At 72.1% G+C, this 13,862-nt stretch carries 11 protein-coding genes; 9 read left to right on the top strand and 2 right to left on the bottom strand.

All coding sequences use genetic code 11. The annotated features are described in order from the left end of the window. The first annotated feature begins 50 nt into the window (after positions 1–50). From ACIO3O_RS03580 to ACIO3O_RS03550, 7 genes are all read left to right on the top strand, one after another. The gene (locus ACIO3O_RS03580; RefSeq protein WP_401741387.1) at positions 51–2,840 is read left to right on the top strand and encodes a hypothetical protein; all 2,790 of its coding nucleotides are present in this window, start codon (positions 51–53) and stop codon (positions 2,838–2,840) included. A 7-nt stretch (positions 2,841–2,847) separates the two neighbouring features. After that, the gene (locus ACIO3O_RS03575) at positions 2,848–3,285 is read left to right on the top strand and encodes a hypothetical protein (protein ID WP_401741385.1); all 438 of its coding nucleotides are present in this window, start codon (positions 2,848–2,850) and stop codon (positions 3,283–3,285) included. Continuing rightward, entirely contained in the window at positions 3,282–3,935 is a 654-nt protein-coding gene (gene grpE, locus ACIO3O_RS03570; RefSeq protein ID WP_401741383.1) for a nucleotide exchange factor GrpE, read from the top strand. The genes ACIO3O_RS03575 and grpE overlap by 4 nt, the downstream gene beginning before the upstream one ends. A 50-nt stretch (positions 3,936–3,985) precedes the next feature. Beyond that, on the top strand, positions 3,986–6,502 hold the full coding sequence (locus ACIO3O_RS03565; protein WP_401741381.1) for an Hsp70 family protein: 2,517 nt from the start codon (positions 3,986–3,988) through the stop codon (positions 6,500–6,502). 85 nt (positions 6,503–6,587) lie between these two features. Further along, the gene (locus ACIO3O_RS03560; protein ID WP_401741379.1) at positions 6,588–7,550 is read left to right on the top strand and encodes a pseudouridine-5'-phosphate glycosidase; all 963 of its coding nucleotides are present in this window, start codon (positions 6,588–6,590) and stop codon (positions 7,548–7,550) included. After that, positions 7,547–8,491: a carbohydrate kinase family protein gene (locus ACIO3O_RS03555; protein ID WP_401741377.1), complete on the top strand. Its 945-nt coding sequence runs from the start codon at positions 7,547–7,549 to the stop codon at positions 8,489–8,491. Before ACIO3O_RS03560 ends, ACIO3O_RS03555 begins: the two co-directional genes overlap by 4 nt. An 80-nt stretch (positions 8,492–8,571) precedes the next feature. After that, complete coding sequence (locus ACIO3O_RS03550; RefSeq protein WP_401741375.1) at positions 8,572–10,029, top strand: alpha-L-fucosidase; 1,458 nt, start codon at positions 8,572–8,574, stop codon at positions 10,027–10,029. A 26-nt stretch (positions 10,030–10,055) separates the two neighbouring features. On the opposite strand, the gene ACIO3O_RS03545 is transcribed toward ACIO3O_RS03550, so the two are convergent. After that, positions 10,056–10,718 carry a GntR family transcriptional regulator gene (locus ACIO3O_RS03545; protein WP_401741373.1) on the bottom strand — a complete coding sequence of 221 codons (663 nt, stop codon included), beginning with the start codon at positions 10,716–10,718 and terminating at the stop codon, positions 10,056–10,058. A gap of 40 nt (positions 10,719–10,758) precedes the next feature. Further along, positions 10,759–11,082: an L-rhamnose mutarotase gene (locus ACIO3O_RS03540; RefSeq protein WP_401741372.1), complete on the bottom strand. Its 324-nt coding sequence runs from the start codon at positions 11,080–11,082 to the stop codon at positions 10,759–10,761. Between the two features lie 183 nt (positions 11,083–11,265). On the opposite strand from ACIO3O_RS03540, the gene ACIO3O_RS03535 reads away from it, so the two are divergent. Both ACIO3O_RS03535 and ACIO3O_RS03530 read left to right on the top strand, forming a co-directional pair. After that, on the top strand, positions 11,266–12,774 hold the full coding sequence (locus tag ACIO3O_RS03535) for a sugar porter family MFS transporter (RefSeq protein ID WP_401741370.1): 1,509 nt from the start codon (positions 11,266–11,268) through the stop codon (positions 12,772–12,774). After that, positions 12,771–13,859, top strand: a complete 1,089-nt coding sequence (locus ACIO3O_RS03530) for a mandelate racemase/muconate lactonizing enzyme family protein (RefSeq protein ID WP_401741368.1) — start codon at positions 12,771–12,773, stop codon at positions 13,857–13,859. Before ACIO3O_RS03535 ends, ACIO3O_RS03530 begins: the two co-directional genes overlap by 4 nt. Positions 13,860–13,862: the final 3 nt, after the last annotated feature.

The following is a 13,862-nucleotide window of genomic DNA, read 5'->3' as shown; positions in this document are numbered from 1 at the left end:
GCCCCCGGGCTTCAACTGCGCTGATCTGTTGCCTGTGTTGGGGGAGCACAGTGACATCACAGCACTCCGGCGGCGGTACCGGGCGGGAGGCCTCCGACACCTCCCGGGTCTGCGAGGTCTTCGGGAAGGCCGTGGCGGCGTACGCGCGCGAGGACTTCGCCGCGTCCGTCGGCTATCTGCGTCTCCTCGACCGGGACGGACCCGTGCCCGCCCGCCTCGCGGCCGCGCACGCCGCCCTGCACGGGGCCCTCGCCGCCCGGGTGCGGAACTGGGGCCGCTGCTGCGACTGGTACCTCCGCTCCCTCGCCGCGCACGACGTGCCGTTCGCCGCCCGCGTCTCGGGTGCGTGCTCGGTCGCGGAGTGCGGCGGCGCGGCCGCATCCCGCTGCGGCCAGTGCGGCGGGGACCACTGCTCCGCCCACGGGGTGCGCCACGGCGACGGGGTGCGGCGCTGCGTCCCCTGCCTGAACACCGCACTGACCAACATCGCCCAGGCCGCCCTCCTCACCGGCCGCACCGAGGAAGCCGTACGCGTACTGCGGTCCTGGTCGCGCGAGGACGACCCGTCGGCGGCGCGCGAACTGTTGAAGAGCCTCGCCCCCGCCGACCCCTCGGAGACCGACGCCCTCGTCGATGCCTACCGCGCCTACGGCACCCGCATCGTCGTGGACCTCCCCTCGCACCGCGTCTCCCGCCGACACGTGAGCACCCTCGCCCTGCACCACGCGCTCGGGCGCGGCGGCCATGCCGAGTGGCACCGCGTCAACAGGCCCACCGCCCGGGACATGGACGGCCACGCGGATGAGCTGTACGTCCAGTCCGCCGCGCACACGGCACGCGGGCTCACCGCATCCGGCGACCATGCACAGGCCTGGGGACGCTGGGCCGCCATCTGGCGGAGCCGACCGCTCGACCTCCGGGCGACCCACGCGCTCGGCGTGGCGGCCCTGCGCCTGGCGACGTCGGCGGTCCCTCTCGCCGAGCGCGACCGGGTGGCGGTCACCCGTCAGATCATCGTCTGTTGGGCCGTTGTCCTGCACTCGCCCGCCTTCCGGAGTGCCGTACGGGACGCGTGTGGGGAGGAGTTCGAGGACGAGGTCTGGGCGAGTGCCGTCGATTCCCTGCGTACGCAGATCACCCAGCTGCTCCAGGACGGGGACCGGACGCGGGGAAACACGCGCGCCAGGTCCCTGGAGCTGAAGTGGCGGATGGAATGCGAGGCCGCGAGCCGCTGGGCGGCGCTCCCCCCGACGGACGCGCCCGCCCCTCCCGGTCCGGGCCTCTTCTGCGGGCCGCTCTACCTGGTGGAGGTCGCCAGCATCACCGCGAGCTGGAGGCGCCGCATGCGGGAGGTCCGGGAGAGGATCCCGCCCGCTGCCGCCTCCGGTGCTCCGGGAGCGAGCGCACTGGCCGAACTCTTCGGTCCGGAGCCGGTGTTGGCGACCCTGCTGCGGGAGGGCCGCTGGCAGGACGTGATCACCGCCGTCGAGGAGTCCTACCCCGACTGGCGGGGCCGTGCGGCACGATCGGGCTCGGGTTTGGCGGGCGGCGCGAGCCTGGATCGTACAGGATCTGACGACGGTGACTCCGGCGGCCCTGCGGCCGTGGCGATGCTCGGCACCGCCTTCCTCCGGCGGGCCGAGGAGTACGTCCGGGGCAAACGCTGGCCCGAGGCGCTGCGGAACTTCGAGCTGGCCCGGGACGCGGGACAGGACATGGCCCGGTACGCCGGCCAGGTCTGCCGCGCCGCCGTGGGGGCGGGGGCGACGGTACGAGGCAGGTTCACCGGCGACCACGCACAGGCGGGCTTCCTGGAGCGGGGCCTGCAACTCGCCCCTGGACAGGTTGAGTTGGCCCGCAACCTGACGGCGGTCTCCCTGCGCCTCGCCGAGCAGGCCGAGAAGCGGGGCAACCGGGAGGAAGCCGAGCGGCGCTACCGGCGCGCCCAGGAGCTGTCGCCCGACGACCGGCAGGCGGCAGACGGCCTGGCCAGGGTGGTACGTCCGGTGGTACGTCCGTCCGCCGCACCGGCATCCGTGCCGCCACTGCCACCGCCTCCCCCGCCCTCACCGGCTTCGGCCTCGACACCGGGCGACGGAGGACGGAAGGGTGACGTGCCGCCTGCGGACCGGCCCGATACCTGGCAGCTCGCCGTCGCCATGCACGCGAAGTCCCTGACCCTTGCCCGCAAGGGCGACCGCGACAAGGCGCTCACCCTCATGCGGAGGGCCGCCACCCTCCTCGCCGGCTATCCGGACAGGCGGTTCTCCGGCGAGTCGGCGGAGGTCGACGTGGCCCGAGGGCTCTGGCGCAGGGGGCACGCGCACTCGACCCGCGACGAAGCCGGAACCCGTGCGCGTATCGACCTCCTGCGGCTGTCGCTCTCCTACCACCGACTCCCGGAGAACACCGAACTCCCGGAACTGCTCTACCTGTTGGCGGCTTCGCTGTTGGGGGCACGTGCCTACGACAAGATCATCGAACTCAGTGAACGCTGCACGGGCGAGGAAGGGGACCTCACGGATTTCCACGAGGTCCTGGCCCTGGCCTACGACCTGCGCGGCGCGCGGCACCACAGGGCGGGGGACCAGCGGGCGTCGACCCAGGACTTCCACGCCGCGTGGAGGCTGAGGAACGCTGCCGGGAAGGCCGGGGAGACCGGGAAGGCCGGGGAGAGCGGGGCGAAGGAGCAGCAGGCCGCGCAGGAAGAGACCTCCGGCGTCGGCTCTGGCTCTCCCCCCGTCGCCCCACCTGCGGCCGGCGCTCCCCCCGTCGCCCCACCTGCGGCCGCCCCTCCCTCCGCCGACACTCCCCCCACCACCCCTCCCGAAGGCACGTGATCCCGCGATGACGCCGCAGCCGCCGCCCCCGTCCGACGCCTCCCGTCCGTCCGACGCCTCCCACCGGTCCGACGCCCCCGCCGCCACTCCCGCCCCGCCCGACGCATCGCCTCCACCCCCCTCACCCGGCTCCCCCGCCTTCGGCCCCACCGCGTACGACGTGCTCGGCCTCGCCCTCGGGGCCGACGCCCGGGCGATCCGGGCGGCGCGGCTGAAGGGAATGGCCGACCCGAAGCGGCGCAGCGACGTATCGCGGGCGGCGAACGCGCTCGCCAGGCCGAGCGGCAGGCTGAAGGCCGCCCTCCTCACCCCGCTGCTGGGCGGGCTCTCGGAGGAGGAGCTGGCCTCGCTGGTCCAGGTGGCGGCACATCACCTGGTGGACGACCTGCCGCCGTTGATGCCCGAAGCCGACCGTTTCGGCCCGTTTCCCAGGAGCGATTCGTGACCGTGCCCGTATCCCCCTCGGAACACTCCTCCCCCTCGGAACACTCCTCCCCGCAGGGACCACTCCCCGAGCCGGACGAGAAGACCGAACAAGAGCGCCGCATCAAGCAGTTGACGTTCCGCGCCCAGGCCCTCGAAAAGAAGCGGCTCGCGGCGGAGCGCACGCTGCGCAGCCTCCTCGAAGGTCTCCTGGAGGTGGACGACATCCTGGCCGACGCCGTGCGGCGCACCGAGGCGGACGGGCCGGGCCCGGCTCAGGCCGTGCCGGAACTCCTGGAGGAGCAGATCGGCGCCGCGCACCGCGTCCTGCGCCAGCACCTCCTGGCCGCGGGGGTCGAGCCGATGAACCTGGTCGGCGGCAAGGCCGTACCGAGCATTTCGCACGTGGTGGCGAAGGAGCCCCGCTCCTCCGTACCGGCCGACACGGTCCTGGAGGAGCGGGTGACCGGTTTCTACGCGGACCACGAGGTGCTGCGCGAGGCCCTGGTCGTGGTCGCCGTACCTGGCCCCGACCCGGAGCCCGAGGCCGAACCCGTACCGGAGCCCGTACCCGTACCGGAGCCCGCATCCGTACCCGAGCCCGAATCCGTACCGCCACGGCGTCAGCCCCGACGCCTCACCCGCCACAAGCGCCGCAACCGCCGCGCCTGAAACAGACACCTTCCCCACCCTCTGGCTCCGCCGAAACGAAGGTACGCACCGTGCACAGAACCCTCGGCATCGACCTCGGCACCACCAACTCCGTGGTCGCCTGGATGAAGAACGGCGCCCCCGAGGTGCTCCCCGTCGCGCACGACCGGCTGAGCATGGCGTCCGCGGTCGGCGTCACCGAGGACGGCGGCCTCCTCGTCGGCCAGGAGGCGCTGCGCTGGCTGGACCGGGACCCCGGCAGGGTGGTCACCTCGGTGAAGCGTTTCATGGGCCGGAAGTTCGGCGAGGCCGCGGTGCAGGAGGCGCTCGGCCGGATGGGCGACGCGGCCGCGCACTTCAGCGAGGGCGGTGACGGCGGCATCCTGATCCGGCTCGGCACGCACCAGTACACCCCCGTGCAGATCTCCGCGATCATCCTGCGCCGCCTCAAGACCGACGTCGAATCCCGCCTGGGCGTGGTCTTCGACCGCGCCGTGATCACCGCGCCCGCCTACTTCGGCGAACGGCAGCTCGCGGCGACCCGGGCGGCGGGCGAGCTGGCGGGCCTGCATGTCGTACGCGTGCTGGTCGAGCCGACCTCGGCCGCGCTGGCGCACGGTCTGACCCGGCCGCAGGACGCGGCCCCCGCGACCTTCGTCGTGTACGACCTGGGCGGCGGCACCTTCGACGTGTCCGTCCTCAACACCGCGCCCGGCTACCTCGACGTGATGTCGCTGGGCGGCGACAACCTGCTCGGCGGCACGGACTTCGACGATCTGCTCGCCGCCCGCCTCAAGGAACGCTGGCAGCAGGAACGCCGGCAGAAGGAGCGCGATCCCCAGGAGTACGCTCCCGCCCCGACCGACGACCACCGCCTCCGCCGGGCCGCCGAACAGGCCAAGATCCGCCTCTCCCTCGCGGAGGCCACGGACGTCACCGTCTCCCCCCTCGGCACCCACGGCGCGACCCTCGAACAGCGCGTGGACCGCCCCGTGCTGGAGGCCCTGATCGCGACGCAGATCGCCGCGACCGTCGACCACACCACGCGCGCCCTCTCCCGCATCGACCACCTCCCGGAGGACGTCGCGCAGGTGCTGCTGGTGGGCGGTTCCAGCTCCATTCCTCTCGTACGGGAGAACCTTGCGGCGGTCTTCGGCGAGGAGCGCCTGCGCACGGACATCGACCCCATGCACTGCGTGGCCCTGGGCGCGGCGGTGCAGTCGGCGCTGCTGGAGGAGCTGACCTGCCCCGGCTGCCACGCGGTGAACCCGGTCGCGGCCGACACCTGCGGCGGCTGCGCGGCCGCGCTCGTCGGCGCGGCGACGGTCGACTGCCCGGGCTGCCACGTCCCGGCGCCCGCGGGCAGCTCCGCCTGCCCCGTCTGTGCGACGGACCTCTCCGCCCTCACCCCTCCGCCCGTCAGGGCCACCGTCGTCGAATGCTCACAATGCGGCGAGGAGAACCCCGCCGCCGCGATGCTCTGCACGCTCTGCGAGGAGCCCCTCCCGGGATTCGCGGGCCTGAAGTGCCCGAGCTGCGGAATGGTCAACTCCGCCGGTCTGAGCGCCTGTTCCCACTGCGACCGGGAGTTCGCGGTCTCCACTCCCCTGGAAGTCACGGCCCTCCCCTTCGGTATCCAGCAGAAGGACGGCACCCTGCGCGTCCTGGTCGAGGCGGGCGAGTCCTACCCCACCGACTGGCACGTCAAGGACTTCCAACTCACCGGCAACAAGGGCGACATGCTGGAGATCCTGCTCCGCGAGGGCGACCTCCAGCCCGCCCACCTCAACGACCTGTGCGCCAGCCACACGTACGAGATCGAGGAGGACATCACCGGCACCCGCTCCCTGGTCATCCGGGCCCGCCTGAACAGCGACCGCATCATCGACCTGGAATTCCGCATCGACAACGCCGAGTGGCACGCGGTCAAACTCAACCGCAACCCTCTCACCAGCAAGTTCCGCGGCCGCGTCCTGAACGTCCACCGCGAGTACGTCGCCTACCTCGCCAACTGGCAGCACGAACTCGAACCGGCCGAAACAGCCCAACTCCGCGCCATGGAGGAGCGCCTGCGCGCCCTCCTCGCCGGGGGCAGCACCAGCGGCACCCTCGACCACCTCCTCGACGACGCCCGCCGCCACCGCGACCAGCAGGACTGGGTCCGCTGGGCCTCCGCCCTCTCCGCGCTCTACCCCCGCTACGTACCGCACCTGCTCTCCACCGACGACCTCGAATCCATGCGCCGCAGCAACGCGGAGCTCCGCGCCTTCCGCAAGGACGGCGACCTCCCGGGCGGGTACGCCGTCGCCGAGGAGGTCGTCGCCCTCAAGGACCGCCTCGGCCACGACCTCTACCGCGCCCTGTCCGCCATCGCCTCCGCCTCCCAGGGCCGCCTCTCCTCGGCCCTGGCCCGCCGCGTCCTCGACCTCGCCGCCCAACTGAAGGACGCCGCCGCCTCGGGCGACACGGCCACCCGCGACGCGACCCTGTCCCGCATGGCCGACCTCCACAAGGAGGCCTCCCGCGAACTCCAGCAACAGGACACTCCTGAGCGCCAGACGGTGCGCCCGGAGGGGGTCGGGGGCTGAGCGGCACCCCGCAACGTCTCGACTCCCTGGGCAACGTCCCGGCTCGCTGGTTTGCGCGCTCCCTCCGCGCGCCATGGATGGGGACATGCCAGCCCACACACCGCAGCACGCGTCCACCGACCGCAGCCGACGCCACGAACCGGCCCTCTCCCCCGAGGTCCGGGACGCCCTGGCCGCCCGGCGTCCCGTCGTCGCCCTCGAATCGACGATCATCGCGCACGGCCTGCCGCGACCCCGCAACCTCCAGGTGGCGCTGGAGCTGGAGGAGCTCGTGCGCGCCTCCGGGGCCGTTCCCGCCACCATCGCCGTCCTGGACGGCACGGCCCATGTCGGCCTCGCGAAAGAGGAATTGGGCCGGGTCGCCGAAGACCCGGCGATACGGAAGCTGGGTCACCGGGACCTCGCGCCCGCGCTCGCGACGGGAGCGAGCGGGGCCACGACGGTGTCCGCCACCGCGTTCCTGGCCGCCCGGGCGGGGCTGCGGGTGTTCGCGACCGGGGGCCTCGGCGGCGTACACCGCGAGTGGGCCGAGACCCAGGACGAGTCGGCGGATCTACGGCTGCTCGCCCGCACCGGCATCACGGTCGTCTGCGCCGGGGTGAAGTCGATCCTGGACGTTCCCGCCACGCTCCAGCGGCTGGAAACGCTGGGCGTCGGCGTGCTCGGCTACCGCACCGCCCACTTCCCGGGCTTCTACCTCACCTCCTCGGGCGAGCCCGTCGACTGGACGGTGCACACCCCCGAGGAGGTGGCGGAGGTGATGTGGGCCCGGGAGGCTCTCGGCGGCCCCGAAGCGGCGCTGATCATCGCCAACCCCGTACCGGAGAAGGACCAGTTGGCCCCGGAGCTGCACGACCGGGTGCTTGCCGACGCCCTTGCCGCGTGCCGGGCGCAGGGCATCGAGGGACAGGCCGTCACCCCCTTCCTCCTCGACCATCTGATGCGTCATACGAAGGGGGCGTCGCTGGAGGCCAACTTGGCCGCCGTACGCGGAAACGTGGCGCTGGCGGCCCGGATCGCGGCAGCGGCATCGGCGGCGCGGCGGTGACCGGTAAGGGGCTGCTCGTCGTCGGGGACGTGGTGACGGATGTGGTCGTACGGCACGGATCGCCGCCCGTCCGGGGTACGGACACGGCGGCGCACATCCGTACGCTGCCCGGCGGGGCCGGCGCGAACGTGGCCTGCTGGGCGGCCCGTTCGGGGTGCCGTGACGTGCGGCTGCTGGCCCGGGTCGGTGCCGACTCCGCGACCTGGCACCGGGAGATCCTGCACCGCGCCGGGGTACGGGCCGAACTCGCCGTGGACGAGGACGCACCGACAGCCACCGTGGTCGCCCTCGTGGACGCCTCCGCCGAGCGGACCTTCCTCACCGACAGCGGCGCGGCACTGCGCCTCTCCCTCGCAGACTGGTCTCCCTCGCTCCTGGACGGCATCGGCCATCTGCACCTCTCCGGCTATCTGCTCTTCGCCGCGACCAGCCGGACCACCGCCCTGCTCGCCCTACGCGCGGCACTGCGGCGGTCCATCCCGGTGAGCGTGGACCCCGCCTCCGCAGGATTCCTCACCGAGCTCGGTGTCGACCGTTTCCTGGCCGCGGTCGAGGGAGTGGACCTCCTGCTCCCCAACGCGGACGAGGCCCGCCTCCTGACCGGCTGCCCCGAACCGGCCGACGCGGCAGTTGAGTTGAGTCGCCGCTTTCCCCTGGTGGCGGTCACCCTCGGCGACCAGGGCGCCCTGCTGGCCCGCTCCGGAAGGGTGACCGCCCGCATCACCGCTACTCCGGTCCCCGCCCCGGTCGACTCGACGGGCGCAGGCGACGCTTTCACCGGCGCCTTCCTCGCCGCACGCCTCGCCGGGGCGTCCGACAGTGAGGCGGCCACGAGGGCCTGCCGCGCGGGGGCCCAGGCCGTCATGACGCTCGGCGGCCGTCCGCAGGGCGCGTCGTCCTCGGGGGCGCGGGGGGCCTTCGTCCACCCGCACGGGTATTGACGTGCTCCGGTCACGAGGTCAGGATCGTATAGGAAATGGGTCCTGCCGTCTTGCCCTCCCCCACCCTGATGGAGCCCGCCATGAGACGTACGCCCGTACTGCTCGCCCTCTCCGCGCTTCTCGCGACCGGCGCTCTCGCCTCCCCCGGCGCGAGCGCCCAGCCCTCCGGCGACGCGAGCACCCGGCCCACCGGCGCGTCCGTCGGTACGCGCGCCGACGCCGCCCCGCCGCCCGGTTCCGAGCCCCGCAACCATGCTTTCGGCGCCACCGCCACCCAGAGCAGTACCGACTTCGGCGGCGTCGCGGCCCGCGCCCTCGACGGGAAGAACGACGGCAACTTCGCGGCCAACTCCGTGACGCACACCGCCGATCAGCGCCAGCCCTGGTGGCAGGTCGACCTCGGCGGCGCCCGGCAGACCGACCGGGCCGTGCTGTGGAACCGTACGGACTGCTGCTCCGACCGGCTCGCCGACTTCTGGGTGCTGACGTCCGAGCAACCCATCACCGCCGACGGCCTCGACGAGGCCCGGCAGACGCCCGGTGTCAGGGCGCAGCACGTCAGCGGGCTCAGTGCGGCGTCGGTGACCGTTTCGCTCACCGGGAAGACGCGCTATCTGCGGGTGCAGCGGGCAGGGAGTGGGCATCTGTCGCTCGCCGAGGTGCAGGTGTACGGGCAGGAGGTCGTCGCCCCCTCGGCCGCGGCCCGACAGTGGGTGAGGCAGAGCCCGTTCGGGATGTTCCTGCACTACGGCATGGGGACGTACACCGACTCGCAGTGGGCCGACCCGAACACACCCGCCGCCGCCTTCGACCCGAAGCCCGGGGTCGACCCCGACCAGTGGGCCAAGGCCATGAAGTCCGCCGGGATGACGTTCGGCGTGCTCACCGCCAAACACCACGACGGCTTCGCCCTCTGGCCGACGCGGCAGTCCTCGTACAGCGTGGCGGGCAGCCCCTGGCAGGGCGGGAAGGGGGATGTGGTCCGGGACTATGTGCAGGCCATGCGGGCCAACGGGCTCAAGGTGGGGCTCTACTTCTCCGTCTGGGACCGGCACAACGGGGACTCCACCGAGCTGGTGAAGAAGCAGCTGACCGAACTGCTCACGCGGTACGGGAAGATCGACTACCTGTGGTTCGACGGGTGGGGGTGGCAGATCCCGTACTCCCAGATCCCGTACCAGCCCGTGCGCGACCACATCCGCAAGCTGTCGCCGGGCACGGTGGTCGCCAACAACGACCACTTCGGGACGCTGCACACCACCGACGTGATCGTGTACGAAGTGCCGGTGCAGGGCATGCCACCGGCCGGGAATCCGCAGCCGGTCGACGCGAGCGACACCCTCGACACCCGCTCGACGTGGTTCAGGACGACGGGGACCGGGACGCCCAAACCGGCCGCCGACATCGCGTCGAACCTCGGCAGGATCAATGCGGGCAACGGGTTGTATCTGCTGAACGTCGGTCCGGGGAAGGACGGACGGATCGATCCGCAGTACGCGGCCCGGTTGAAGGAGATCGGGGGGCTGGGGAGGAAGTAGCCCCCCCGCTGCCTGCACCGGCCCCGTCAGGAGTCCTGGGACGTCCGCCTCGTCCGCTGGCGTTCCAGGCTCCTGGTCAGGTGCTCGGTCATGGCCTCCGCCGCCCGCTCGGGGCTGCGGCGCAGTACGGCCCGCAGAATCCTGTCGTGTTCCGCCAGGGTCTGCGGGCCCGCGCCGGGGATGCTGCCGACGCGGAACAGGTGCAGGTGAGCGTGGAGGCGTTCGACCGCGTCCGCGAGCAGCGGGCGGGCCGCGGCCTGCGCGAGGGTGTCGTGGAAGCGCTGGTCGAGAGCGACGAACTCCCGGAAGACCGCGAAGTGTTCACCCGATTCGGGCTCCCCCCGCATCTCCTCCGCCAGACCCTCTATCGCGTCGAGCTGGGCGTCGGTGGCGTGCTCGGCGGCGAGGGCGGCGGCCCGGGGTTCCAGGAGCATCCGCATCTCGAAGAGCTCCTCCAGGCCCTGCGCGGTGAGCAGCTCCGTCGCCCGGTACCCGGCCAGCGAGCGCTTGGTGACCAGCCCGTCGGACTCCAGTCTGGCCAGCGCCTCGCGCACAGGGGTGGGCGAGACCCGGAGCGTACGGGCCAGGGATTCGATGCCGACCCGGGCTCCGGGCCTTATCCGGTGGTCCATGACCATCGCCTTGGCGGCTTCGTAGACGCTGTCGGCCAGTACTTGACGCTCGCTCATGGGCAGTCATCCTAGGTGACGCCGATCGCGTCTTATCAGCTCATTCCATGAGAAAGACCTGCTCGGCGGCGGCCCACCACTCGCCCGGCTGCGCCTCGGGCACCTTCTCCTGACAGGGGTCGGTCAGCTTCCACCACTCCTGGGTGGCGGGGTCGTCCGCCATCACCGCGAGGTCGGCGGCGAGGTCGTCGCCGTGGTACTCGAAGTAGCTGAACAGCCGGTCGCCGAGCAGGTGGATCGAGTAGTTGGCGATGTGGCTGGCGCGCAGTCGGGCAAGTACGGGCTCGGGCACGGCCCGGTGCAACTCCCGGTATGCGGCGAGCTTTTCGGGCCTGACCCGGATGACTTGTGCGATCCGCTCCATGCGAGATCACCTCCCGCTCCGGAACGTATAGGAAAAGTGCATTCCTGGGGAGAGGTGCCCTGGATTCGCCCCGGATTCGCCCTGGATTCGTGCTCCAGGGGTTGACCGCACGCCCCGGTGCGCCGCTAGCCTCCCCCTGCCGCAACTTCCTATAGGAAACAACTCGGTTGTCCTGGAGGCATCATGGCCACAACGGCCAAGACCGTCGCACCGTCCGGCTCCGGACCGTCCGGCTCCGCACCGCCCGGCTCCGGACCGTCCGAAGCCGCCCCGCCCCTGCCCCGCTTCGCCAAGGCGGTCGCCGTGCTCGGCGGCATGGCGGGACTGCTGTACGGCTACGATTCCGGCGCGATCGCCACCGCGCTGCCCCTGGCCACCGAGCGCTTCGGCCTCACCTCCACCGAACAGGGCCTGGTCACCAGCCTGATCCTGCTCGGGGCGCTGCCCGCGATCGTCGCGGGCTCGCTCGCCGCCAAGCGCTTCGACCGCCGCCATCTCCTCCTCGCGGCCGGCGTGATCTTTGTCGTCGGCTCGCTCGGCTGCGCGCTCTCCACGAACGTGACCGCCCTGCTCGTCTCCCGCTTCGTCCTCGGGCTCGCGGTCGGCCTGGCCAACATGTTCGGCCTGATCTACCTGACCGAACTGGCCCCCAAGCGGGTGCGCGGCATGCTCAGCGCCCTCTACCAGCTGTCCGTCAACGTCGGCATCCTGATCGCGTACGGCACCGGGGACGTCCTGCGCTCCTCCGGCTCCTGGGAGTGGATGCTGGGCCTGGGCGCGCTGCCCGCCGTGCTCTTCCTCGCCGGAATGCTGTTCTCCCCGAACAGCCCGCGCTGGCTGACCCTGCGCGGCCGGGACGCCGAGGCCCGCTCCGTACTGCTGCGGCTGCGGTCCACGCCCGCCGAGGCCGACGCCGAAGCGTCCGAGATCCGCCAGAGCCTGCATCAACAGGACGCGGGGCTGCGGGAGTTGCTGCACCGCAACCGCAAGGCCCTCACCATCGGCCTGACCCTGACCTTCTTCCAGGTCTTCACCGGCATCAACGCGGTCGTCTACTACGCCCCGACCGTCTTCGCCGACGCCACCGGCCACTCCGCGTCCACCGGCATCATCGCCAACTACAGCGTCGGCGGTGCGCTCGTCGTCTCCACGGCGCTCTCCCTCCCGCTGATCGACCGGCTCGGCCGGGTCAGGATGCTGTCGATCAGCCTGGCCGGGCAGATTCCGCCGCTGATCCTGCTGGCCCTCTTCCCGCACTCCGCCATGCTCGACGTGATCTGCGTGTTCGTCTTCACCTTCGCGTTCGGCTTCGGGCTCGGCCCGGTGTTCGGGCTGTACGTCCCGGAGATCCTGCCGCTGCGGGCCCGCGCGCTCGGCATGGGGGTGATCACCTTCGTCCAGTACACCTTCAACTTCCTCTTCTCGCTGACCTTCCCGGACGTCCTGGCCGCGATCGGCTTCTGGGTCTTCGGCATCTACGCCGCCCTCTCCGCCCTCGGTCTGGCCTTCGTCCTGCGCAAGGTGCCCGAGACGGCGGGCCGTTCACTGGAGGAGATCGAGGCGGAATGGCGCGCGAAGGACCCACAGCGAAAGGTCCCCCAGCGGAAGGCCCCACAGCAGAGGGACCCACAACAGAGGGACCCGCACCAGAAGGACCCGCACCAGCACGCTCCGAAGGGGAACCGCGCATGAGCAAGATCCGCCGCGTCGACTGCCGCCTCGTCGACCTCGAACCCGAGACCCTGCGCACCGACGCCAGTCAGACCTTCGTCCGCCAGGAGACGATCCTGGTCACCCTCACCACCGACGACGGTCTCACCGGAACCGGGTATTCCTACACGATCGGCACCGGCGGCTCCTCCGTCCTGGCCCTGCTCCGCGACCATCTCGCCGCCGTCGTCACCGGTCAGGACGCCCGTAACGTCGAGGCCCTGTGGACGCGCATGCTGTACGCCACCAGGGCCACCGCCTTCGGTGTCCTCACCTCCCTCGCGCTGGCCGCCGTCGACACCGCGCTGTGGGACCTGCGCTGCAAGCGGGCGGGCGAGCCGCTGTGGCGGCTGGCGGGCGGGGCGCACGAAGGACTCCCGGTGTACGACACGGAGGGCGGCTGGCTGCACCTCACCGAGGCCGAGCTCGTCGAGAACGTAACCGCCGCCCGGCGCAAGGGACTTCGCGGGGCGAAGCTGAAGGTCGGCAAGCCGTCGGGCACGCAGGACGCCGCACGGCTCGCTGCCGTGCGCGAGGCGGTCGGGCCGCACTTCGAGCTGATGGTCGACGCCAACCAGTCCCTCACCGGGGCGGAGGCGATCCGCCGGGCCCGCCTCTTCGAGCCGTACGACCTCGCCTGGTTCGAGGAGCCGCTCCCGGCGGAGGACGTCGCCGGGCATCTGCGCCTGGCCCGGTCCACGTCGATCCCCGTCGCGGTCGGCGAGTCCCTGTACAGCGCGGGCCATTTCGCGGAGTACCTGTCGGCGGGGGCGGCCGGAATCGTACAGGCCGACGTCGCCCGGGTCGGCGGCATCACCCCGTGGCTGAAGGTCGCACACGCCGCCGAGGCCTTCAACGTGAAGATCGCCCCGCACTTCCTCATGGAACTCCACGCGAGCCTCGCCTGCGCGATCCCCGCCGGGATGTACGTCGAGCACATCCCCCAGCTCGGCGCGATCACGCATGGCTCCCTCCGGATCGAGGACGGGTGCGTGATCCCGCCTGACGTCCCGGGCCTGGGCATCGACTGGAACGAGGACGCCATCGCCGACCTGCGGGTCGCGTAGTGC

This window comes from Streptomyces sp. NPDC087440, assembly GCF_044744005.1.
Lineage (GTDB): Bacteria > Actinomycetota > Actinomycetes > Streptomycetales > Streptomycetaceae > Streptomyces.
This window is presented reverse-complemented; position numbering and strand designations above follow the sequence as displayed.

Excerpts from the sequence above, each read along its gene's own strand:
- ACIO3O_RS03545 (WP_401741373.1), bottom strand. The coding sequence starts at position 10,718 with ATGAGCGAGCGTCAAGTACTGGCCGACAGCGTCTACGAAGCCGCCAAG.
- ACIO3O_RS03530 (WP_401741368.1), top strand. The coding sequence starts at position 12,771 with ATGAGCAAGATCCGCCGCGTCGACTGCCGCCTCGTCGACCTCGAACCC.
- ACIO3O_RS03540 (WP_401741372.1), bottom strand. The coding sequence starts at position 11,082 with ATGGAGCGGATCGCACAAGTCATCCGGGTCAGGCCCGAAAAGCTCGCC.
- ACIO3O_RS03560 (WP_401741379.1), top strand. The coding sequence starts at position 6,588 with ATGCCAGCCCACACACCGCAGCACGCGTCCACCGACCGCAGCCGACGC.
- ACIO3O_RS03535 (WP_401741370.1), top strand. The coding sequence starts at position 11,266 with ATGGCCACAACGGCCAAGACCGTCGCACCGTCCGGCTCCGGACCGTCC.
- ACIO3O_RS03550 (WP_401741375.1), top strand. The coding sequence starts at position 8,572 with ATGAGACGTACGCCCGTACTGCTCGCCCTCTCCGCGCTTCTCGCGACC.
- ACIO3O_RS03575 (WP_401741385.1), top strand. The coding sequence starts at position 2,848 with ATGACGCCGCAGCCGCCGCCCCCGTCCGACGCCTCCCGTCCGTCCGAC.